General features: G+C 68.8%; 22 protein-coding genes and 1 pseudogene. 5 read left to right on the top strand and 18 right to left on the bottom strand.

Features of this window, described 5'->3' with window-relative positions; genetic code table 11:
* Positions 1-13: 13 nt before the first annotated feature.
* From L2X99_RS11960 to L2X99_RS11970, 3 genes are all read left to right on the top strand, one after another.
* The gene (locus tag L2X99_RS11960; protein ID WP_236126540.1) at positions 14-277 is read left to right on the top strand and encodes a glutaredoxin family protein; all 264 of its coding nucleotides are present in this window, start codon (positions 14-16) and stop codon (positions 275-277) included.
* A 174-nt stretch (positions 278-451) separates the two neighbouring features.
* Positions 452-2,098 carry an aldehyde dehydrogenase family protein gene (locus L2X99_RS11965; RefSeq protein WP_236135152.1) on the top strand — a complete coding sequence of 549 codons (1,647 nt, stop codon included), beginning with the start codon at positions 452-454 and terminating at the stop codon, positions 2,096-2,098.
* Positions 2,074-2,247 (top strand): hypothetical protein, encoded by a 174-nt coding sequence (locus tag L2X99_RS11970; protein ID WP_236135153.1) that lies wholly within the window; start codon positions 2,074-2,076, stop codon positions 2,245-2,247. Before L2X99_RS11965 ends, L2X99_RS11970 begins: the two co-directional genes overlap by 25 nt.
* A 293-nt stretch (positions 2,248-2,540) precedes the next feature.
* Here the strand turns inward: L2X99_RS11970 and pip are convergent, their stop codons facing one another.
* On the bottom strand, positions 2,541-3,515 hold the full coding sequence (gene pip / locus L2X99_RS11975; RefSeq protein ID WP_236126537.1) for a prolyl aminopeptidase: 975 nt from the start codon (positions 3,513-3,515) through the stop codon (positions 2,541-2,543).
* Between the two features lie 50 nt (positions 3,516-3,565).
* Entirely contained in the window at positions 3,566-4,441 is an 876-nt protein-coding gene (gene ypfJ, locus L2X99_RS11980) for a KPN_02809 family neutral zinc metallopeptidase (protein ID WP_236135154.1), read from the bottom strand.
* Between the two features lie 52 nt (positions 4,442-4,493).
* Between ypfJ and L2X99_RS11985 the strand changes: the two are divergent.
* Together L2X99_RS11985 and L2X99_RS18635 are read left to right on the top strand one after the other, a co-directional pair.
* Positions 4,494-5,398: pseudogene (locus L2X99_RS11985) on the top strand (malate dehydrogenase); the annotation flags it as partial.
* Between the two features lie 133 nt (positions 5,399-5,531).
* Positions 5,532-6,002, top strand: coding sequence for a recombinase family protein (locus L2X99_RS18635; protein ID WP_236135155.1), 471 nt, complete (start codon positions 5,532-5,534; stop codon positions 6,000-6,002).
* Between the two features lie 12 nt (positions 6,003-6,014).
* Here L2X99_RS18635 and L2X99_RS11995 read toward each other — a convergent pair whose 3' ends face one another.
* The 16 genes from L2X99_RS11995 to L2X99_RS12070 form a co-directional block, all read right to left on the bottom strand.
* Positions 6,015-6,605 (bottom strand): hypothetical protein, encoded by a 591-nt coding sequence (locus L2X99_RS11995; RefSeq protein ID WP_236135156.1) that lies wholly within the window; start codon positions 6,603-6,605, stop codon positions 6,015-6,017.
* Positions 6,606-6,662: 57 nt separating this feature from the next.
* Entirely contained in the window at positions 6,663-7,160 is a 498-nt protein-coding gene (locus L2X99_RS12000) for a hypothetical protein (protein ID WP_236135157.1), read from the bottom strand.
* Complete coding sequence (locus L2X99_RS12005) at positions 7,157-8,722, bottom strand: type IV secretion system protein (RefSeq protein ID WP_236126532.1); 1,566 nt, start codon at positions 8,720-8,722, stop codon at positions 7,157-7,159. The genes L2X99_RS12000 and L2X99_RS12005 overlap by 4 nt, the downstream gene beginning before the upstream one ends.
* A 3-nt stretch (positions 8,723-8,725) precedes the next feature.
* A complete protein-coding gene (locus L2X99_RS12010; RefSeq protein WP_236126531.1) occupies positions 8,726-9,007 on the bottom strand; it encodes a hypothetical protein in 282 nt (93 codons plus the stop codon).
* A complete protein-coding gene (locus L2X99_RS12015; RefSeq protein WP_236126530.1) occupies positions 9,004-9,165 on the bottom strand; it encodes a hypothetical protein in 162 nt (53 codons plus the stop codon). Before L2X99_RS12015 ends, L2X99_RS12010 begins: the two co-directional genes overlap by 4 nt.
* A 73-nt stretch (positions 9,166-9,238) precedes the next feature.
* Positions 9,239-9,526, bottom strand: coding sequence for a WXG100 family type VII secretion target (locus tag L2X99_RS12020; RefSeq protein ID WP_236126519.1), 288 nt, complete (start codon positions 9,524-9,526; stop codon positions 9,239-9,241).
* A gap of 117 nt (positions 9,527-9,643) precedes the next feature.
* Positions 9,644-9,997 carry a hypothetical protein gene (locus tag L2X99_RS12025; protein ID WP_236135158.1) on the bottom strand — a complete coding sequence of 118 codons (354 nt, stop codon included), beginning with the start codon at positions 9,995-9,997 and terminating at the stop codon, positions 9,644-9,646.
* Positions 9,955-10,401, bottom strand: a complete 447-nt coding sequence (locus tag L2X99_RS12030) for a hypothetical protein (RefSeq protein ID WP_236135159.1) — start codon at positions 10,399-10,401, stop codon at positions 9,955-9,957. The genes L2X99_RS12025 and L2X99_RS12030 overlap by 43 nt, the downstream gene beginning before the upstream one ends.
* A 112-nt stretch (positions 10,402-10,513) precedes the next feature.
* On the bottom strand, positions 10,514-10,684 hold the full coding sequence (locus L2X99_RS12035) for a hypothetical protein (protein ID WP_236126528.1): 171 nt from the start codon (positions 10,682-10,684) through the stop codon (positions 10,514-10,516).
* Entirely contained in the window at positions 10,675-11,076 is a 402-nt protein-coding gene (locus tag L2X99_RS12040; RefSeq protein ID WP_236126527.1) for a hypothetical protein, read from the bottom strand. Before L2X99_RS12040 ends, L2X99_RS12035 begins: the two co-directional genes overlap by 10 nt.
* Positions 11,073-11,654, bottom strand: coding sequence for a hypothetical protein (locus tag L2X99_RS12045; RefSeq protein WP_236135160.1), 582 nt, complete (start codon positions 11,652-11,654; stop codon positions 11,073-11,075). The genes L2X99_RS12040 and L2X99_RS12045 overlap by 4 nt, the downstream gene beginning before the upstream one ends.
* Entirely contained in the window at positions 11,644-12,153 is a 510-nt protein-coding gene (locus tag L2X99_RS12050) for a hypothetical protein (RefSeq protein WP_236135161.1), read from the bottom strand. The genes L2X99_RS12045 and L2X99_RS12050 overlap by 11 nt, the downstream gene beginning before the upstream one ends.
* Before the next feature lie 19 nt (positions 12,154-12,172).
* Positions 12,173-13,420: an EI24 domain-containing protein gene (locus L2X99_RS12055; protein ID WP_236135162.1), complete on the bottom strand. Its 1,248-nt coding sequence runs from the start codon at positions 13,418-13,420 to the stop codon at positions 12,173-12,175.
* Positions 13,417-13,752: a hypothetical protein gene (locus L2X99_RS12060; protein ID WP_236126520.1), complete on the bottom strand. Its 336-nt coding sequence runs from the start codon at positions 13,750-13,752 to the stop codon at positions 13,417-13,419. Before L2X99_RS12060 ends, L2X99_RS12055 begins: the two co-directional genes overlap by 4 nt.
* Before the next feature lie 108 nt (positions 13,753-13,860).
* Positions 13,861-14,148, bottom strand: coding sequence for a WXG100 family type VII secretion target (locus L2X99_RS12065; protein WP_236126519.1), 288 nt, complete (start codon positions 14,146-14,148; stop codon positions 13,861-13,863).
* A gap of 100 nt (positions 14,149-14,248) precedes the next feature.
* The gene (locus L2X99_RS12070) at positions 14,249-18,763 is read right to left on the bottom strand and encodes an FtsK/SpoIIIE domain-containing protein (RefSeq protein ID WP_236135163.1); all 4,515 of its coding nucleotides are present in this window, start codon (positions 18,761-18,763) and stop codon (positions 14,249-14,251) included.
* Between the last annotated feature and the right edge of the window lie 26 nt (positions 18,764-18,789).

An 18,789-nucleotide genomic window follows, 5' to 3' on the forward strand; every position in this document is an offset into this window, starting at 1 on the left:
TTACTCTGGAAGCATGACGACTCCCGCCTCCGACAGCATCACCATGTTCGGCGCCGACTGGTGCCGGGACTGCATCCGCACCAAGAAGCAGCTCGACGAGCTGGGTGTCGAGTACACCTACGTCGACCTGGTGGCCGACCCGGCCGCTGCGGATGTCGCCAAGGAGATCTCGGGCCGCACCAACATCCCGGTGGTGCTCTACCCGGACGCCTCGCACCACGTCGAGCCCTCGAACGCCGACGTCGAGTCGAAGCTGCGCGAGCTCTCGCTGATCTGAGTTCCTCCCGGCCAGCGCCCGGGTCGTTGAGCGAGCGACGAAGGAGCGAGACGAAACGCCGTGACGTGCCTGGCGGACCTGAGACCGTTTCGTCTCAGTCGCTGCGCTCCCTCGCTCAACGACCCGACGAAGACCGCGGCGTAGGCTGAGGTGCAGGCCCCGAAGGAGACGATGATGACTTCCCCTGCCCCCGCGAAGAGCGCCACGCCCCCGGCATCCGCTCTCCACGACGCCGAGCGAGAGCGCCTCGACAGCGCGATCCGCGATCTGCAGGCGGGCTCGCGCACCTGGGCGAGCCTGACGATCGCACAGCGGGTGACCCTGCTGCGCGCGGTGCGGACCAGCACGGCGGCGAACATCGAGGACTGGGCGCAGACGGCCGCGGAATCGAAGGGTCTGAATGCCGCGCACCCGCTGCGCGGCGAGGAGTGGCTGAGCGGTCCGTACAGCGTGCTCGGCGCGCTGGATGCGTACATCGACACGCTCACGAAGATGGCCGAGGGTCGCGGAGCACTCGACGGCATCCGGCTGAGCCGTGCGCCGGGCGGACGCGTCGCGGTGGACGCGTTCCCGCTGACCGGCAGCGACCGAATCCTGCTCAAGGGCTTCACGGGGCAGGTCTGGCTCGAACCCGGCATCACCCCGAACACCGCGCGCCGCGATGCCGGCCTCGGCCAGCTCTCCCCCGGCGAGAACGGCGGAGTCGGCCTGGTGCTCGGAGCCGGCAACATCACCTCGATCCCCGTGCTCGACGTGATGTACGAGCTGCTCGCGCACAACCGCGTCGCGCTGCTGAAGGTCAACCCCACCCAGGATGCGATGGTGCCGGTGTTCGAACGGGCGCTGGCGCCCCTGGTCGAACCGGGGCTGCTGCGCATCGTCAGCGGCGGGCCGGCGGTCGGCGCCTACCTCACCGGTCACGACGACCTGGTGCACGTGCACATCACCGGCTCGGCGGCGACGTTCGACGCGATCGTGTGGGGCCCTTCGACCGGCTCAGGAGCCCAGAAGGCAGCCGCCAAGCGCCGCCGCCGCGAGAACCGCCCGCAGCTGACGAAGCCGATCACCGCCGAGCTCGGCGGCGTCTCGCCGATCATCGTGGTGCCCGGCGAATGGTCCGACGCCGACATCACGTTCCAGGCCGAGCACGTCGCGACGATGCGCCTGCAGAACTGCGGGCACAACTGCATCGCCGGTCAGGTCGTGCTGATGTCGGCCGACTGGCCCCAGAAGGAGCAGTTCCGCGCCGCGCTGCGCCGCGCGTACGCCGCGGCTCCCGATCGTCCGATCTGGTACCCGAACTCGGATGTCCGGATGTCGCAGGCCGCAGGTGACTACCCCGACGCGCTGCAGCTCGCCGACCGTCTGCTGGTCGAGATCGGCGCGGACGACGACGCGAGGGCGCTGGAGAACACCGAGTACTTCGCGCCCGTGCTGGGCGTGGAGGAGCTGCCCGGACTGGGTCAGGAGTTCCTCGACGGCGCGATCGCGCACGCGAACGAGAGGCTGCAGGGCACACTTGGCGCGAACGTGATCATCGACCTGGCGACCGAGAAGGGTCTCGGCAGCGGGTTCGGCCGTGCGATCGCCGCGCTGCACTACGGTTCGATCGCCGTGAACACCTGGACAGCTTTCGGGTTCATCACCCCGACCATGACCTGGGCGCGTTCCCCGGCAACACGATCCAGGACGTCGGCAGCGGCCTCGGCGTGGTGCACAACGCACTGCTGCTCGACGGTGTGGAGCGCTCGGTGGTACGAGGACCGTTCCGTCCGTTCCCCCGGTCGTTGGCTCCGATGCGTACGAGCTCTGGGTCCCTGAGCCTATCGAAGGGCACGATCCTGCCGAAGCCGCCGTGGTTCGTCTCGGCCCGCACGGCCGCGACCGTGAGCGAGGGCCTGACCCGCTTCCGCGCCGAGGGCGGCATCGGCACCCTCGTGAAGACGCTGCTCGCGGCGCTGCGCGCCTGACGGCTTCCCTTCCCTGGTCGTTGAACTCCTCAGGTCTGCTGACAGCGTTTCGTCTCGCTCCGCTCGCTCAACGACCAAGACAACGGCGAGCCCTCCAGGTCGTTGAGCGAGCGACGAAGGAGCGAGACGAAACGCCGTGACGTGCCTGCCGGACGCAGCGCGCTCAACGACCAAGACAACGGCGAGCCCTCCAGGTCGTTGAGCGAGCGACGAAGGAGCGAGACGAAACGCCGTGACGTGCCTGCCGGACGCAGTGCGTTTCGTCTCTGCGTTTCGACTCGCCTACGGCTCGCTCAACGACCAGAGATCGGGCGGAACGCGTCGGTCGCGGCGCGCAGCGCCGCGGCGATGCCGGGCTCGGAGGCCGAATGGCCGGCGTCGTCGACCACGACGAACTCCGCCTCGGGCCAGGCGGTGTGCAGATCCCAGGCGGTCATCATCGGCGTGCACACGTCGTGCCGTCCCTGCACGATCACGGCCGGGATGTGCCGGATGACGTCGACACCGTCGATCAGCTGCCCCTCCCGCATCCACCCGCCGTGCAGGAAGTAGTGGTTCTCGATCCGTGCGAACGCGGTCGCGTGCGCCGCCTCGGTGGCGGACGCGATCTGCGCGGCATCCGGACGCAGCGTGACGGTCGACGCCTCCCATCGCGTCCATGCGATCGCCGCGGGGACGTGCACCGCGGGATCGGGGTCGCTGAGCCGCCGGTGGTACGCCTCGATCAGTCTGTTGCGCTCGAGCACTGGGATCGGCGCGAGGTAGTCCTCCCACAGGTCGGGGAACAGCGCCGATGCGCCGCCCTCGTAGAACCACTCCAGCTCGTGCCTGCGCAGCGTGAAGATGCCGCGCAGCACCAGCTCGGTCACCGAGTCCGGATGCGTCTGCGCGTAGGCCAGTGCGAGGGTGCTGCCCCAGGATCCGCCGAACACCTGCCATGCCGTGATGCCGAGGTTGCGTCGCAGCAGCTCGATGTCGGCGACAAGATGCCAGGTGGTGTTGAACCGCAGGTCGGCAGCCGGATCGCTCACGTGCGGAGTGCTCCTGCCGCATCCGCGCTGGTCGAACAGCACGATGCGGTAGACCTCGGGGTCGAAGAACCGCCGGTGCCAGGCGGCGGTGCCGCCACCGGGCCCGCCGTGCAGGAACACGACCGGCTTGCCGTCGGGGTTGCCGCTCTGCTCCCAGTGGACACGGTTGCCGTCGCCGACGATGAGCTCGCCGGTCTCGTACGGTTCGATCGGCGGATACAGCACGTCCAGATCCATTCTTCACCCCCGGTCGTGCGGACTGCGTTCCCCTTCAACCTAGCCGGATGCTACAGCTGGTTCCCCGGCACCGAGAAGGTGTCGCAGACGCCGAGTCCGTTCTTGTACCCGTTCGCGAACCAGTACTGTCGCTGCTCGCTCGATCCGTGCGTCCAGCTCTCGGGGTTGACGAAGCCGGACTGCTGCTGGATGTGATCGTCACCGACCGTGAACGCCGCGTTCAGCGCGTCCTTCACCTGCGCGTCGGTGGGCTTCTCGAGATACGGGTTCCCGTTCTTGTCCTTCTGCTCGGTGACATCGCCCAGCCAGGCCCCCGCGTAGCAGTCGGCCTGCAGTTCGGTGCGCACTCCGTTGCTGGTGGGCCCCGTGCCGTTGTCGGGGTGTCTGTCCATCGTCCCGGTGATGTTCTGGATGTGGTGCCCCCACTCGTGCCCGACGATGTACAGCTGCGCGAGGCCGTCGGCGGAGGCGCCGAACTGCTGCCGCATCAGCTGGAAGAACGTCGGGTCGATGTACACGCCCTGCTCGGGCGGGCAGTAGAACGGCCCCACCGCATTCGAGGCGGTGCCGCACTGGGTGGGCGTCTGGCCGTCGACGACCGTCAGGGTGGGCTCGACGTAGCCCTCGACGTGCTGCGCCCAGTAGTCGTTGAGCACAACCTCGGCCCCGGCCATGCGGCAGTCGTCGCGGGTGTTCGCGTCTTCTCCGGTGTCGCAGTCGCTCAGGGTGCCGTCGCCGGCGGCGGGCTGCTGCGAGCCCTGGTCGAGCCCGCCGACCAGACCCGAGAGATCGATGCCGAAGAGCGGACCGGCGAGCAGTGCCAGGATGCCGATGATGCCCACGGCCCCGCCGCCGGCGATCGCCGTCGTGCGCCCCCGGCGACGCGTCTTGTTGCCGGAGATGTCGGCATCCGGATTGAACGTCATGCAGAAAAGGTACCCCGCGCAGCGGGCTGCGCACACGGCATAGGCTCGGTTCATGGCGACCACCATCACCCTCACCGGAGCCGGCGGACAGATCGGCTACGCACTGCTGTTCCGCATCGCGGCGGGCGACCTGCTCGGCCCGGACGAGCGCGTCCGGCTGCGACTGCTCGAGATCCCGCAGGGGCTGAAGGCGGCCGAGGGCGCTGCGCTCGAACTGCAGGACGCCGCCTTCGACCTGCTCGACGACGTCGAGGTCACCGCCGACCCCGCCGTCGGGTTCGACGGGGCCAACCTCGCCCTGCTGGTCGGCGCCCGCCCGCGCGGACCGGGCATGGAGCGAGGTGACCTGCTCGCGGCGAACGGCGGGATCTTCGCGCCCCAGGGGCGTGCGATCGCCGCGCACGCGGCATCCGATGTCCGCGTGAGCGTCGTGGGCAACCCGGCCAACACGAACGCCCTGATCGCCGCCGCCGCGGCCGACGGTGTGCCGGACGAGAGATTCAGCGCGCTGACCCGGCTCGATGAGAACCGCGCCAGGGCGCAGCTCGCCGCGGTTCTCGATGCTCCGGTGCGCGGCATCCGACGGGTGACGATCTGGGGAAACCACTCCGCGACCCAGTACCCGGACGTCTCGCACGCGACCGTGGACGGGCGGCCGGTGACCGATGCTCTGTCCGAGCGCGTCGGCGACGTCGAGACCTGGCTCGACGGCACCTTCATCCCCGGGTCGCGCAGCGCGGCGCCGAGATCATCGAGGTCCGAGGGTCGTCATCGGTCGCATCGGCGGCGAGCGCGACCATCGACCATGTCCGCGACTGGGTGCGCGGCACCGACTGGACGAGCGCCGCCGTCGTCTCCCGCGGAGAGTACGGTGTACCGGAAGGCCTCGTCTCCTCGTTCCCGGTGCGCTCCGCCGGCGACCGCTGGGAGATCATCGAGGGACTGGAGATCGACGATCGTTCGCGGATGCGCATCGACGCCTCCGTCGCAGAGCTCACCGGCGAGCGCGAAGCCGTGCGTGCGCTGGGACTGGTCTGAGCAGGCATCCGCTTCCGCGCGAGTCGGGCAGAATAGAGGAGGAGGTACGGCGATGGATGACGTGATGAACACCCCGGAACGCCCCGCGGCGATCGAGGACGCACTGACCAGCCCGCTGAACCTGCCGCACGTGGCCGCGCAGTGCCCGAAGTGCTTCACCGAGCTGCAGCAGAACGACAACTGGTGGTCGGCCCGCCCCGACGGCGCACGTCTGGTCGGTCTCGTCGTCAGCCGCGAGGGCATGCCCTCGGTGGTCGGGCAGCGTGACGACCTCACCCGCTTCGGGGTGCCGATCGAGGGGTTCCGGCATCCGGCCCCCGAGATCCTGGAGAGCTGGGGCGATCGCCTCGCGCGTCTCATCGACACCCTCCGCCCGGGCGATGTGCTCGTGGTCGCGACCATCCACGCACTGGGCCGCGACATCGACGAGGAGACCCGCACGGTCGCCGAGCTGCGCCGCCGCGGCATCATGGTCAAGGTGCTGAACCATCACGCGCGGCATCTCGCCGACGCCGGTCGCTGAGCACCGCGCAGATCAGCCGTTCGCGGCGAAGAGTTCTTCGCGCAGCGACGGCGGATGCTCCGCGCTGAAGTACGACGCCGCGACGAACTCGTCGAACAGCGCGCACATCATATTCTCGAGCTCGCCCAGCGGCGTGGACAAGCGCACCACCAGCATCTGCTTGGTGCCGGGAACGGGAATCCAGTAGTCGGCGACCAGCCGCAGGGTGCCGTCGGCCTCGCTGCCGTCCTGGACGGGCTCGACGCGGTGCGTGCGCAGCGCCTGAGCGGAGGGCCCGCGCACCTCGACCATCGAGGCGTGCGCGACCGGGTCGATCCGCTTCAGCCCCTCGGCCAGCACGGCCAGCACCTTCTGCGGTGACGTGCCGATCGCGGGACTCATCCGCAGGTCGGCCGGCTCGAAGACGAGCAGTGTCACCGGCAGCGGCGTGCCGGCGACGATCTCGGTCGCGAACATGATCGCGCGCACGTCGCCCTGCGCGCCGGCCGCGACGGCCTCCTCGAGCTGACGACGCACCCGCGCACGCTCCGCGGCGCGGTCGTCGGCAGCGCCGACGGCGTCCTTCGCGATCCGGCGGACGGATGCCGCCGGTGGCATCCTCACTGGAGAGGTCGACCGAGAACCAGCGCCCTGGCAGGCGGAAGCGCAGCTCGGGGCGGCTCACTCCGGCGCCGTCCAGGCGCCGTAACGGAACTTCATGTCCGCCACGCTGACACCCCCTTGGCCGGCGTTCGTGACGGTGAGAGGGGCGAGCTCCGCGGCCGCCGCCCGGAGGTCGACGGGATCCTCCTCGTCGGCTGTTGTGACGCCGGCGACCAGCTTGATGGTCCCCGGTTCCCACGGCAGGGTCAGCCAGATCGTCTCGATGACGGCATCCAGCTCATCACTCGTGAACGGCTCCGCAGAGTCAGTGACGAGGCCGACGCTCAGCCGATATCCGAACCCGTCTCGCGATCGCTGCAGCTGATCCACCTCAACGACCCGCGGCACAGCTTCTGTCACGGCAGTCGATACGTCGCCGTAGTCCACAGTGGTCTCCTCTGTATCGCTGCCCGGTTCCGGAGCACCGCACCCGACCAGCCCGCCACCGAGCAATATGCCGGTGAGCGTCACGGCGAGCAGACGCCGCCTTCCCTTGGCCCATCGCTTCAAGGTCATTCGCTCCAGTGGTAGTACGAGATGTCCGTGTACCCATCATTGTTGAAGAAATTCGCGAGGTCGGGATGCTTCGCCTGGATCTCTGCAAGATGCTGCTGATAGGTGGCGGAGTATTTGACGGCCTTGTGCGCGCCGACGTCCACGCCGAGGACCGGATCCGGGTTCGGCGGATCCACCCGGATCGACGTCCAGTTCGACCCGTGGTCGACGCTGTCGAAGTCGCCGGCGATGGCATCCAGCCTCGGAACCGGGTCGCCGTTGTGCTGCACCGAGACGACGTCGATGCTGTCCGGGATGGGCATGTGGTCGATCGGCGCACCCGCGGCGACGACCGCCTGCCAGTTGTAGTCGGAGTTGTACGCGGCGAGGTGGCCGGCCATGATGCCGCCCTGGCTGAACCCGACGAGCATCACCGGGTCGTTCGGCCCGATCCCCTCCTGCGCCATCGCATCCAGCACCGCACGTTCGTACTGGGTCTGCAGCGCGGGCGTGAGCATCAGCGCGAGGTTGCTGTCGAGGTCGTTCACAGCGCCCTTGTCGCCGAAACGCGAAAGCCACTCCTGCGTGCTCGGCAGAGTCACGGTGTAGTACCAGCCGTCGGGACCGAGCACCTTCGTGATCTTCACGACGCTCTCGTCCTCCAGCCCGAGCTCGTCGACCTCTCCGGCGCCATCGAGGACGTTCCGCAGGCTCGGATCGTCGGGGATGTCCTTGACCTTCGTCTTCGCGTACGGGTCGGTCTCGCTCACTTTCGGCGTGTCCTTCAGCACGTCGGACAGCACGCTCCAGATGAGGAAGGCGGCGAGGACGCCGGCGATCACCGCGCCGATGATGAGACCGATCGTGCCGAACAGCGCCCCGATCGCGACGATGAGCAGCAGCACGACGAGCGCCCCCAGGATCGCGACGATCGTGTCGGCGATCTTCTTGAACAGGTCGACGACGTCCTGCAGGAAGTCGTCGATCCAGTCGGCGATGCCGGCGAGGAAGTCCCCGATGTCGGAGAAGAAGTCACCGACCTTGTCCCAGAAGCCCTCGTTCGTGGAGTCGATCGCGGCGTCGATCCGGCGGATGGCCGTCTCGGCGGCGTCGTTCATGGCCTCGCGCGCCGCCTCGATCCGCGCGCGGGCGGACCCCACCGCGGCGAGGGCGTCGTCTGCGGCGCGCTGCGCACCGGGGACCTGGTCGGTGAGCGACGGGGACGGATCGTCCGCGGCGCTCACCCGGTCGTTGAGATCCTCGAGAGCGCGGTCGGCGCGGCCCTGCGCGACCAGCGCGTCGTCGAGGTCCCCCTGCGCGGTGTCGGCGTCCGAGTGCGCCGCGGTGAGCGCGACGGCGTACTCGGTGATCGCGTCGGCAGTGCCCTTGTAGCGCGGATGGATCCGCTCCAGGTCCGAGGAGATCTGCTCGTTCTGCTCGTAGAGAGCCTGGACGGCCTTCCCCTCGTCGTCCTGCACGATGCCGCGCAGCTCCTGGATGACGGTGAGGATGACCTCCGCCGAGGTGACCAGGCCGGCGGCGCGGGAGGTCAGCTCGGCCGGCCGGCCGGGGAGGACGCTCATGATCTAGCTCTCCCCGTCCTGTGCCATCTCCGCGTCCAGGTCGCGGAACGTGTCGACGATCGCCTGCATGAAGTCGGCCTGCGAGCGCAGGTTGTCGCGCAGCTCCTCGCGCGCGATGTCCCACTTGCCGCCGAAGTCCTCGATCTTGTCCGCGAGGCCTCCGTGGCCGGTGAGACCGCCGAGATCGTCCGCGAACTCCTCCGCCTCGTCGAAGGTGGTCGCGAGACCCTTGGCGGTGTGCGCAGTCGATTCCAGCCGTCCGAGGTCCATCCTGACGTCGGTCATGCCTCTGCTCCGTCTCGGTCGACGGGGCGGCGCAGCAGCTCGCCCAGAGCGGCGTCGGCCGCACGCACCTCGGCGCGCAGCGCCGCAGCATCCTCCGGTGAGGCGGGCACCCGCACGCGCAGCCCGTCGAGCGCTGCCCTCAGCCTGCGGTCCGGCATGATGCTCCCCCTCGGATGCGACGAAGCGGCCGGCGCCCATCAGCACCGACCGCTCCGCGGAAACATATGCGGCTCAGCTGCCGGCGAGCTGCTGGTCCAGGTCCTGGATCGCACGCATCATGCCCAGCAGCGACTCGGACATGTCGTTGATACCGTCCACAGCCTGCTTCAGACCCGTCGTCAGCTCACCGTAGCCCTCACCGAACTTGCCCGACGCGTGCTGCGTCTTGAAGTCCTCACCCAGCAGGTTGTCCACCTGCCCCTTCAGAGTGTCCAGCTGACCCTGAATGTCATCACGAGCCTGCGACAGCGACGACGCCACCTGCTCCATCTCCGCATAAGACGCACCGAAATCGGCCATCGTCAACACCTCCAGTAAACGGTTGGACCGGACCACCCCGGCCCGACACCAACAACCCTACGAGACCCCGCAAGAAACCGTCCATGGGCACAACTACCCATACGACGCCGCCGCAGGCTACTGCCGGACACCCGTCCTCCGCGACACCTCAGGAGCCATCGTCAACCCCAGCTCGCCCGGCGCGCACGCGTCCGCCCGGTGCGCGGCATCCGCGTCGATCAGCCCGCGCGAGAGGAGCAGCGCGATCGCCGCACCTCGTCGCTCCGAGATCTCCGCAACGAGATCCGCGGGCGCTTCGCGCACGCCCTGCCGCACATTGTCGACCTCGTTCTGCGGTCCTCCGGGCTTGACCGGCCCCCTGACGATCATCACGACGTGCAGCACGATGTCCGCCACGATCACCGCCATCCAGAACGCGTCCGCCCCGGTCAGCAGGGTGCTCCCGGCTGTTCCGGCGATGACCAGCGACACGATGCCGGGAATGATGTGAAGAAGCGCCAGCGTGAGCACCGACCCCGGGACGTCGCTCGCGGGTGCCGGCGCTCCTGGATCAGACCGTACAGCGAGACCAGAAGTGCGAGCGCCGTGAGGACTCCGGCCGGGACGATCGGCAGATCGAATCGTGCGCCCTGCGTCCAGGCCCAGCGGATCATCATGGCCGCGCCCACCAGCGGCCCGGCGATCGAGAACAGATACGCGAGCGATTGCAGACAGCTGCCCGCCGTGATCTTCGTGTACTCGTCCTTGACGGCCTCCTCCGGCGCGAGCACCGCCAGATCCCTGACCACGGTGGGAGCGACGATGAACGAGCGGAGCTCCAGTCGCCACCAGTCCGTCGGCGTCCACTCCTGGGCTCCTTCGATCAGCGGCTCCAATGGCCGATGACTCACAGGTGCCACATGTGTCCCCCATCTCCGATACCGACGCCCGCAGAGTCAGATATGAAGGCGCGCTGAGGCCGCAGGCAGAAGAGCCGCAGCGATTCCATCAGGCGGGCTGCACCTCGATCGATGCGAAGAGCGCGGTGATGTCCTGCTCAGCCTCGTACAGCTGAGCACCGCTCTCGACGAACACGTCGACGTACAGCAGCATCCCGTCATGCCGCCCGATCTGCCTTCGCAGTGCGATCGTGCCCTCGTCCAGCGGGATCAGCAGCACGCAGTCGACCGCTTCCGTGAACGCGGTGCCTTCGATCTCCGAGATCGTCTGGACCATTCCCCCGCGCCTGCGAGCGCGAACGCGTCGAGCGGCTCCGACACCAGCGCCCCTTCGAGCTGCACGGCACTCAGATGAGCGACGACCCCGACCCCGCCGATCGACGGAAGCCACCAGAAGCGCTCCAGCACACCCGGCAACGGGGGCGTCGACCGCACGATGGCGAGAGCGCTCTCCGCGACGGCGGTGCGCACAGCCACCGGGGCTTCTTCGACCACACGGTCCTGCGCGACCTCCGCGGCCCACGCGACGTCGTCGCCGAACCCGTTCCAGGGGAACTCCGACGGGACGGTCAGCCAGGCGGTCTGATCCGGCCGGGCCCGGTACGAGGTCATGCGCGCCACCGGAACGTCTCGACGATCGTGTCGGCGAGTTCGACGAGTCCCGCGACCAGATTCGGATCCGTGTCGTCGAGGGTCGTGATCGAAGCCGACACGATCATCCCGCGTCCGTCACCGGGAATCGGGAGCGGGATGCCGTAGTCGACCTGCCGGCCGATGACCTCTTTGAGCTCGTCCTTCCCCCGCCGTTCGCTCTCGGCGCGCAGAACACGGCCGATCACCGTGTCGAACGACTCGAGCCGGCCATGAGCCATGTCCCGGAACGAGGATTCGAAGTCGACCCCGGGACGCGCACGATGCTGGATCAGCGCGAACGACATCGGCAGCGGCGCGGAATCCTCAGCGACGGGAGCATCCGGCAGATAGACGGCCCCGACACGCCGGGTCTGCAACTGCTTCCACTGCTGATTGATCAGCATGCGGGCCTCGAGATCGAGGTCCGGCCGCCCCAGCGCCCGGATCTGGGCCGACATCCGCGCGGTCAGCGCCTTCCGACCCTCGTCATCGACGAAGTAACGCGACCACCCTGGCGGGAAGAGGATGCTGAAGCCGCCGGGTTCCTCATCGCTCATCGTCAGCGTCCATTTCCGTCCACAGCGGAAGTCCCTCTCGTGCGCGTGCGCGATCGGAGCGATAGGCGATCACACCGGCGACGACGAGCAGGATCACCAGGACCGCACCGTCCGTGCACGCCGCGACCCAGCGCAGCCCGGAACTCGGATCGACGGGCGAGGACCAGGCGAAGAAGAAGGATGCGGCCGTGGCCGCGGCGGTCGCGGAGAACGCACCCACCACACGCCCCGCATCCGTCAGCCTCGCCAGAGACAGCACGGGGACGACCATCAGCACGCCGAGTGCCGACACTGCCAGCATCAGCCACCCCGGCAGGACGAACAGCGGATAGTCCAGCACCGCGCCCCAGATCGGCGCCCCCTTCGCCGCGACCTGACCGCCGGTGAACAGCAGCGAAGCCACGAGGAACACGATCAGGACCGCCGCCTGCAGCATCCTCAGTAGCAGGTAGGCGGTGGTGAATCTCTTCTGCAGGTGCGCGCGATTCGAAGCCATCATCACCCAGCGTAGGGCCTGATCACCACGGTGCCGTCGCGGCTCCGTACCCTGTGAGCCCGGCCGCACCGGTCCAGTTCACCGCATTGAGGAATTGGGTGAACCTGCCGGGGAGACTCCCCGCCGTCTGCGTGACGAAGTTCTGCACGGCGGGATTCGACGCCCAGCGGGAGCCGTTCATGGTGGTCAGGAACCGCTGGATCTGCTGCGCCTCCGGACCGCCGTTGACGATGGTCTTCAGCGGATTCACGAACATCCCGGGCCGAGGGAGATTGTGCATCGACCGGAACGGCGCGGCCATCCACTGGAACGGCTTGCCCCAGGTGGAGGGATGCAGCAGGCGCATCCGCGGGATCCCGGAACGGATCACCGAGGTCACCACTCCGCGCCCGCCCTTGACCACCGCGCCCAGCGCCGGCGCGCCCTTGGACAGCACCTTGCCGATGCCGAACGGCAGCAGGCTGACGGTCGCGATGATCACCTCGGTGAGCGTGGCCCGGCCGTCGGCGTACTTGAGCAGGGTGAGGCCGAGGCTCAGCACGGTGAGGCCCAGGATGATCCCGGCCAGCAGACCCGTGAAAGGTGCGCCGATGATCAGCGCCACCACCGTCAGCACGATCAGGACGACGGAGATGACGGTCAGCAGATCGTCGACGAACCCCCAGAATCCATCACCGTTGTCGGCGGCGTCCATCGCCTTCTGCACGCCGTCGACCGCGTCGTCATAAGCATCTGACCAGGTCCCGAAGACGTGGTCGAAGGAATGCCACTGGCTGTTGCGCTCCGCCTCCGCTGCGGAGAGAGAGCCCGCTGCGGCGTCCGCTGCCCCGGATGCCTCGTCCTTCTCGGTCTGAGTCGGCTCGTCCTCCCAGGGCCACTGGTGGTCGAGGGAGGACACCTTGCGGTCCGCCGTCTCCTTCGCGTCGAGGGCGTCCTGGTAGTCGTTCTCGGCGTTCCGGACCTCTTCCAGATGCAGGTCGAGCCAGTTCTGCGCCGTCCTCAGCGCGTTGGCATAGGTGCGCAGCGCCTTCCCCGTGCCCTCGTAGCGCACGGCAGCATCCGACAGGTCGCCGGACGAGTCCTTCGCCATGTCGCCGAGCTTGTCGGTGCCCTTGCTCTTGTGCACGCTGGAGTCGCCGATCTCGGTCAGCAGGTCGGCGGTCTCGGACATCGTGCCGGCGAGAGTGACGAACGCCTGCCCGTCGTCCCAGATCGTCGTCGGGTTGCCGTCCAGTGGACGGAGCTCATTCTGCGTGAACGGTGATCTCATTGCGCAGTCGCCTTTCCGACGGAGACGTCAGCGGTACTGGTCGGCGTCTCCATGCCGTTCGCCGTATCGGTGTCCCACTGATTCCATCCGTCGATGATGCCGGTCAGTTGCTTGAGGATCTCATCGAGATTCTTCTGCAGCTTTCCACGGTTCGACTTCCAGTCGTCCTCGAAGTCGGAGACCTTGCTCCGCAGGCCGGACCGGCCATCCGGGCGACCGATGGCGCTCTCGAGCGTGTCGTTGGTCGCCGCCGCCGCCTCGAACGCGTCGACCGAGGCCTGCAAACCGCTCTTCGCGGTGCGCAGCCGCTCCAAGTCGAGCATGACGTCCATCGCGCTCCCCCTTCACATTGACTGTTCTCGACACACGACCCCGCGGCGGCCGCGGAGTACAAGGGGCCGACCGCAGATCGGCCGACCCCTCAGCAGACTCGTTTCGGCTCAGCTGCCGGCGAGCTGCTGGTCCAGGTCCTGGATCGCACGCATCATGCCCAGCAGCGACTCGGACATGTCGTTGATACCGTCCACAGCCTGCTTCAGACCCGTCGTCAGCTCACCGTAGCCCTCACCGAACTTGCCCGACGCGTGCTGCGTCTTGAAGTCCTCACCCAGCAGGTTGTCCACCTGCCCCTTCAGAGTGTCCAGCTGACCCTGAATGTCATCACGAGCCTGCGACAGCGACGACGCCACCTGCTCCATCTCCGCATAAGACGCACCGAAATCGGCCATCGTCAACACCTCCAGTAAACGGTTGGACCGGACCACCCCGGCCCGACACCAACAACCCTACGAGACCCCGCAAGAAACCGTCCATGGGCACAACTACCCATCAACCGCCGAGCCGCTCCCCCTCGACGACCGGCAGCTGCACGGTCACCGGCCGGCCGTTCTGCACGAAGATGCCGCGGCCGTCGGGGAAGTCGCTGCGCTTGACCTTCGGGAACGGCACCTTGAACACCGCGTCGCCATCGAAGGCGTCCGGCTTGAGGATGATGCCCTTGCGGCCGGCCTTGAAGTCGCCGATGAAGCCGAACCCGCTGGTCACCTGGGTCACATCCGCGTCGCCGATCAGCAGGTGGTCGCTGCGGTTGATCGCCTGGAACATCGCCTTCATGTCGCGCTCGGCGGGGCCGTCCGCGAACTGCGGGACATCCTCGACCACGACCAACATCCGCACCGGCACTGACTCGTCGCCCGCGATCTCCGTGATCTCCTTCGCCAGCTCCTTCGCGTCGTCCGGGGTGACGGCGCTGCGCGTCCAGTCCGCCCATTCCTTCAGCACCGCACGGCGCCCGCCGAAGTGGAACAGCTTGACCTCGGGGTCGAAGCGGCGCACCGAGGTGATGATCGCCTTGAGCGCGTTGGTCTTGCCCGACAGCGGAGGGCCGGCGACCACGAACGTGCCGACCGGGTCGAAGCCGCGTGCGGCGAGCGTATCCTCCGCGACGCCGAGCACCGGCATGTCGTCGGCGCGGTCCGGCAGATCGCGCAGCGCGAGCCTGGTCGGCAGCGAGCCGATCTCGGCCACCTCGCGGGCGCCGGCCGCACGCAACTCGACCGCGAGCTGCTCGAGCAGCTTGGTCTGCTCGGCCACGTTCGGCGTTCCGCCGAGCGTGGCGATCTGGGTCTCCAGCCCGTCGACGATCGCGCGCCCCGGGGCGGAGCGCTCGTCGAGCACGTCCTTGGGAGCGTTCAGCATCGCGTAGCCGGTCTCGTCCGCGAGCCGCAGGACGACGCGTCGCGAGACGTTCGCACTGACCGCGGTGGGCACGGAACCGGCACGATCGGCGCTGGCGGTCACGTGCACGCCGAGCGGACGGCCCTCGCCGAGGATCCGCATGAAGGTCTGATAGAACGGCATCCTCGCGGTGGTCGACTCCCATTCGGAGCGGAACTGCGGGAAACCGTCCACGAGGAACAGGATGCGCGGCTCGGAGCGTCCGGTGATCTCGCGGTACTCGGTGAGGCTGGCCGCATTGGCCGCGCTGAACCTCTTGCCGCGGTCATCCAGGATGCGCGCGAGCGAGCGCAGGATGCGCTGCACGCGCTCGGCGTCGTCACCGGAGATGATGGACCCGACGTGCGGCAGGGTCTCCAGGCTCTTCAGCGCGCCGGATCCGAAGTCCAGGCCGTACACCTCGACCTGCGACGCCGCCCGGTACCCGGCGGCGATCGCCAGCGTGCGCAGCACCGTCGACTTGCCGGCGCCGCTGGTGCCGTAGATCAGCAGCGAGCCGTCCTTGTCGGGGTGGAAGTACGCGGGCTCCTGCAGCTGCCGCTCGGGCACGTCCTGCTTGCCGATCAGGATCTGCCCGTCGCCGAGCACCGGCAGGTCGCGCAGGTCGACCGCCTGCTCCAGGTCGTCGAGCCACGGCCGGCGTGGCGCCGGGATGGATGCCTGCGCCGCGGCCCTCACCAGCGTCGCGACGATACGCTTCTGGTCGTTGGGACCGAGGTCCTCGTCGTGCGAATCCGATTCGGGCGCCTGCTCGGGCTCCCAGAGCTGGATGGAGCCGAACCGCAGCTCGGCGACCTTCACGTCGGCCGCCTGCACCTCGTCGCTCGACCAGCCGCCGGCATACGCCGACTGGAACGGCACGAGGCGGCCCGGACCGGTCTTGGCGATGCCGCGCCCGGGGATCGACGGCGAGAAGCTCGCCGCGACCGGGTCGTCCACGACGTCCTTCGAATCCGACTCGTCGGCCATGCGCAGCGCGACGCGCAGGTTCGTGTTCGCCCGCAGGTTGTCCTTGATCACGCCTGCGGGGCGCTGCGTCGCCATGATCAGGTGGATGCCGAGCGAGCGGCCGCGCTGGGCGATGTCGACCACCCCGTCGACGAACTCCGGAACCTCTCCGGCGAGCGCCGCGAACTCGTCGATCACGAGCACGAGCGCGGGCGGCGTCTCGGGGTCGCGACGCTTCTCGAGCTCGAGCAGGTCCTTGGCCTTCTTGCGGTTGAACAGGTGCTCGCGGTGATGCAGCTCGGCGCGCAGGCTGGTGAGCGCACGGCGCACAAGGTGCGGGCTGAGGTCGGTCACGAGGCCCACGGTGTGCGGCAGGTCGACGCAGTCGGCGAAGGCCGAGCCGCCCTTGTAGTCCACGAACAGGAACGTGACGCGATCGGGGCTGTGCGCAGCGGCCATGCCGAGCACCCAGGCCTGCAGGAACTCCGACTTTCCGGCACCGGTGGTGCCGCCGACCAGGGCGTGCGGCCCCTGCAGTCGCAGATCGAGCGTCATCGCATCGGTCTGCGACTGCCCGATGATGGCGCGCAGATTGCCGGCCTTCTTCAGCCGTGGCTGCGGGGCGCCGGAGCGATCGATGATCGTGTTGTTCTGCCGCCAGCGGTCGATGACCGCGTTCGGGTCCTCGGCGAGGTCGCCTCCGACCAGCGAGAGGAACATCACCGAGTTCGGGATGTCGGACGAGTCCTCCACCACGGTGCTGGAGTCCACCACCGGCGCGAGTCGCTTGGCGAGCATCGTCATGTAGGCGTGCGAGACGCCCTCGACCCGGACCTCCCGATGGTCGCGGCCACTGCGCACCGTGCCGATCCTGGCGGCGTCCAGCCCCGTCGTGACGTCGAGGAACGTGCGGCACACGGCGGGGAGCGCCTCGACGACCGGTGCGACGAACAGGCCGTACACGCCGACGTCGGCGCCGCGCTCGAGCACCTGGGTGAGACGCGCGCGGTCGACGGGAGCATCGTCGGTGACGATCACCAGCACCGCGGTCTGGCCGGGGAAGGTGGCTTCCTCGGCGGCGCGCTTCACATCGGTGCCGTACTGCATCGGATCCCAGTCGTCGCCGTACGGCGGACGAGGCGCGCTGGCCGCCTTCGACCGGCGCATCACGATCTCCTCGAGTCCGCTGAGCAGCGCGCCCGCCGTGGAGGCGGAGTCGGCGAGCGGCATCTCCTTGAACGGGTTCCGCTCGCTGGAGGTGTGCGGCAGCCACTTCAGCCAGTCCAGCTCCTGCGCCCAGCCGGGTTCGGTGAGCGCGACCGTGACGAGCTCGTTCGGGGAGTGCATGCCGAACAGCTGCACGGCGAGTCCGCGGAGCGCATCGGCGGCGAAGGCGGTGGGCCCGGCGACGCCGAGGGAGCCGACGCTCTGCAGCGACTCCAGCACGGGGACGTCGTCGATCATGCGATAGCGCTCCTCGAGACGATCCACGCGCTCGACGAACTCGGGCAGCGCCTCCGGCGTCTCGGTGCGCTTGATGATGGTGCGGGAGCGGTCGGTGCAGGTGCCCAGCCGCACGGCGAGGAAGTTCCAGTGCTCGGGGCGGCGCGTCCACAGCATCGGCCCGAGACGCATCGCCTCGTCGAAGACGACGCCGACCGGCGGCACCTCGTTCTGCCGCACCTCGCGCTCCAGCGGCACCGCGTTGTACAGCCTCTCCTCGAGCCGTTCGTACTGCTGCTCGAAGAGCTCGGACTCCTTGCCGAGGCGCTGGCCGAGGTTGGTCCGCTGCGAGATGAAGTTTCCGAACATCATCATCGGCGAGGCCGCCGCCATCAGCAGCGAGAGGACGCGTCCGGTGACCGACCACATCGTGACGGCGAGCAGGATCGGCGCGACGAGCATCGGCCAGGGGAAGAGCCGCTGCACCTGGTCGCGCGGGTACCGCGGCTCGTCGAGCTCCTCGCCGACGAAGCGCGCCTCGACACGGGGACTGCGGTTGAACAGCAGCGCGCCGCCCCGCTCCAGGATCGGGTCGGCCTCGGCTGCGGAGCCGTCGTAGTCGCCGACCAGGTGCACCACGAGCTCGCCGTCGCCGATCGTGAACGGCTGGCCGGGGATGACCCGCAGGCGCTGCACGAGACCGCCGTCTACGAGGATGCCGTTCGCGGAGTTGAGGTCGACGACCTCGACGAAACCGGGGCCGATCTCGATGCGCGCGTGACGCTTCGACACCAGGGGGTCGGAGAGATGCACGTCGCTGGAGGGATCACGGCCGATCGTGAAGTGGCCGTGCGGGAGCGGGAACTCCCGCCCCGCCGCCGGCCCGCTGAGCGCGGTGAGCAGTGCGACCGGACGCGCGCTGCCGAAGCCGGTCGCGACGCGATCAGGACCGAGGTTCACGACCTCGGCGAGGAAGCCCGAGCCCAGCGGTGCGTCGCCGACGACGAGATCGGGGTTGAGCACCTCGGTGGAGTCGCTCGTCGGCGGCGCGACCGACAGCGTGAGGGTGTCACCGCTCCCGACGCGGATGCTGCGCTGCGGGTCGGCCACGGCGATCTGGCGAGCCACATCGGCGACCGTCGCGGTCGAGTCCGTCATCACCACGATGTCGGTGAGCGGGGCGCCGGGACGGCGCAGGGTGAGCTTGACCCTCATCGTTCATCCTCTGATGTGTCTGGGCG

This window comes from Microbacterium sp. KUDC0406, assembly GCF_021582875.1.
Taxonomy (GTDB): Bacteria; Actinomycetota; Actinomycetes; order Actinomycetales; family Microbacteriaceae; genus Microbacterium.

Bases quoted from the DNA above. Each gene is read 5' to 3' on its own strand.
- L2X99_RS11970 (WP_236135153.1), top strand. From the start codon at position 2,074: ATGCGTACGAGCTCTGGGTCCCTGAGCCTATCGAAGGGCACGATCCTG.
- L2X99_RS12000 (WP_236135157.1), bottom strand. From the start codon at position 7,160: ATGACCTTGAAGCGATGGGCCAAGGGAAGGCGGCGTCTGCTCGCCGTG.
- L2X99_RS12045 (WP_236135160.1), bottom strand. From the start codon at position 11,654: ATGAGCGATGAGGAACCCGGCGGCTTCAGCATCCTCTTCCCGCCAGGG.
- L2X99_RS12070 (WP_236135163.1), bottom strand. From the start codon at position 18,763: ATGAGGGTCAAGCTCACCCTGCGCCGTCCCGGCGCCCCGCTCACCGAC.
- L2X99_RS12065 (WP_236126519.1), bottom strand. From the start codon at position 14,148: ATGGCCGATTTCGGTGCGTCTTATGCGGAGATGGAGCAGGTGGCGTCG.
- L2X99_RS12005 (WP_236126532.1), bottom strand. From the start codon at position 8,722: ATGAGCGTCCTCCCCGGCCGGCCGGCCGAGCTGACCTCCCGCGCCGCC.
- L2X99_RS12015 (WP_236126530.1), bottom strand. From the start codon at position 9,165: ATGCCGGACCGCAGGCTGAGGGCAGCGCTCGACGGGCTGCGCGTGCGG.
- L2X99_RS12060 (WP_236126520.1), bottom strand. From the start codon at position 13,752: ATGGACGTCATGCTCGACTTGGAGCGGCTGCGCACCGCGAAGAGCGGT.
- L2X99_RS18635 (WP_236135155.1), top strand. From the start codon at position 5,532: ATGGATGACGTGATGAACACCCCGGAACGCCCCGCGGCGATCGAGGAC.
- L2X99_RS11965 (WP_236135152.1), top strand. From the start codon at position 452: ATGACTTCCCCTGCCCCCGCGAAGAGCGCCACGCCCCCGGCATCCGCT.
- ypfJ (WP_236135154.1), bottom strand. From the start codon at position 4,441: ATGACGTTCAATCCGGATGCCGACATCTCCGGCAACAAGACGCGTCGC.
- L2X99_RS12040 (WP_236126527.1), bottom strand. From the start codon at position 11,076: ATGACCTCGTACCGGGCCCGGCCGGATCAGACCGCCTGGCTGACCGTC.
- L2X99_RS12010 (WP_236126531.1), bottom strand. From the start codon at position 9,007: ATGACCGACGTCAGGATGGACCTCGGACGGCTGGAATCGACTGCGCAC.
- L2X99_RS12020 (WP_236126519.1), bottom strand. From the start codon at position 9,526: ATGGCCGATTTCGGTGCGTCTTATGCGGAGATGGAGCAGGTGGCGTCG.
- pip (WP_236126537.1), bottom strand. From the start codon at position 3,515: ATGGATCTGGACGTGCTGTATCCGCCGATCGAACCGTACGAGACCGGC.
- L2X99_RS12055 (WP_236135162.1), bottom strand. From the start codon at position 13,420: ATGAGATCACCGTTCACGCAGAATGAGCTCCGTCCACTGGACGGCAAC.
- L2X99_RS12050 (WP_236135161.1), bottom strand. From the start codon at position 12,153: ATGATGGCTTCGAATCGCGCGCACCTGCAGAAGAGATTCACCACCGCC.
- L2X99_RS11960 (WP_236126540.1), top strand. From the start codon at position 14: ATGACGACTCCCGCCTCCGACAGCATCACCATGTTCGGCGCCGACTGG.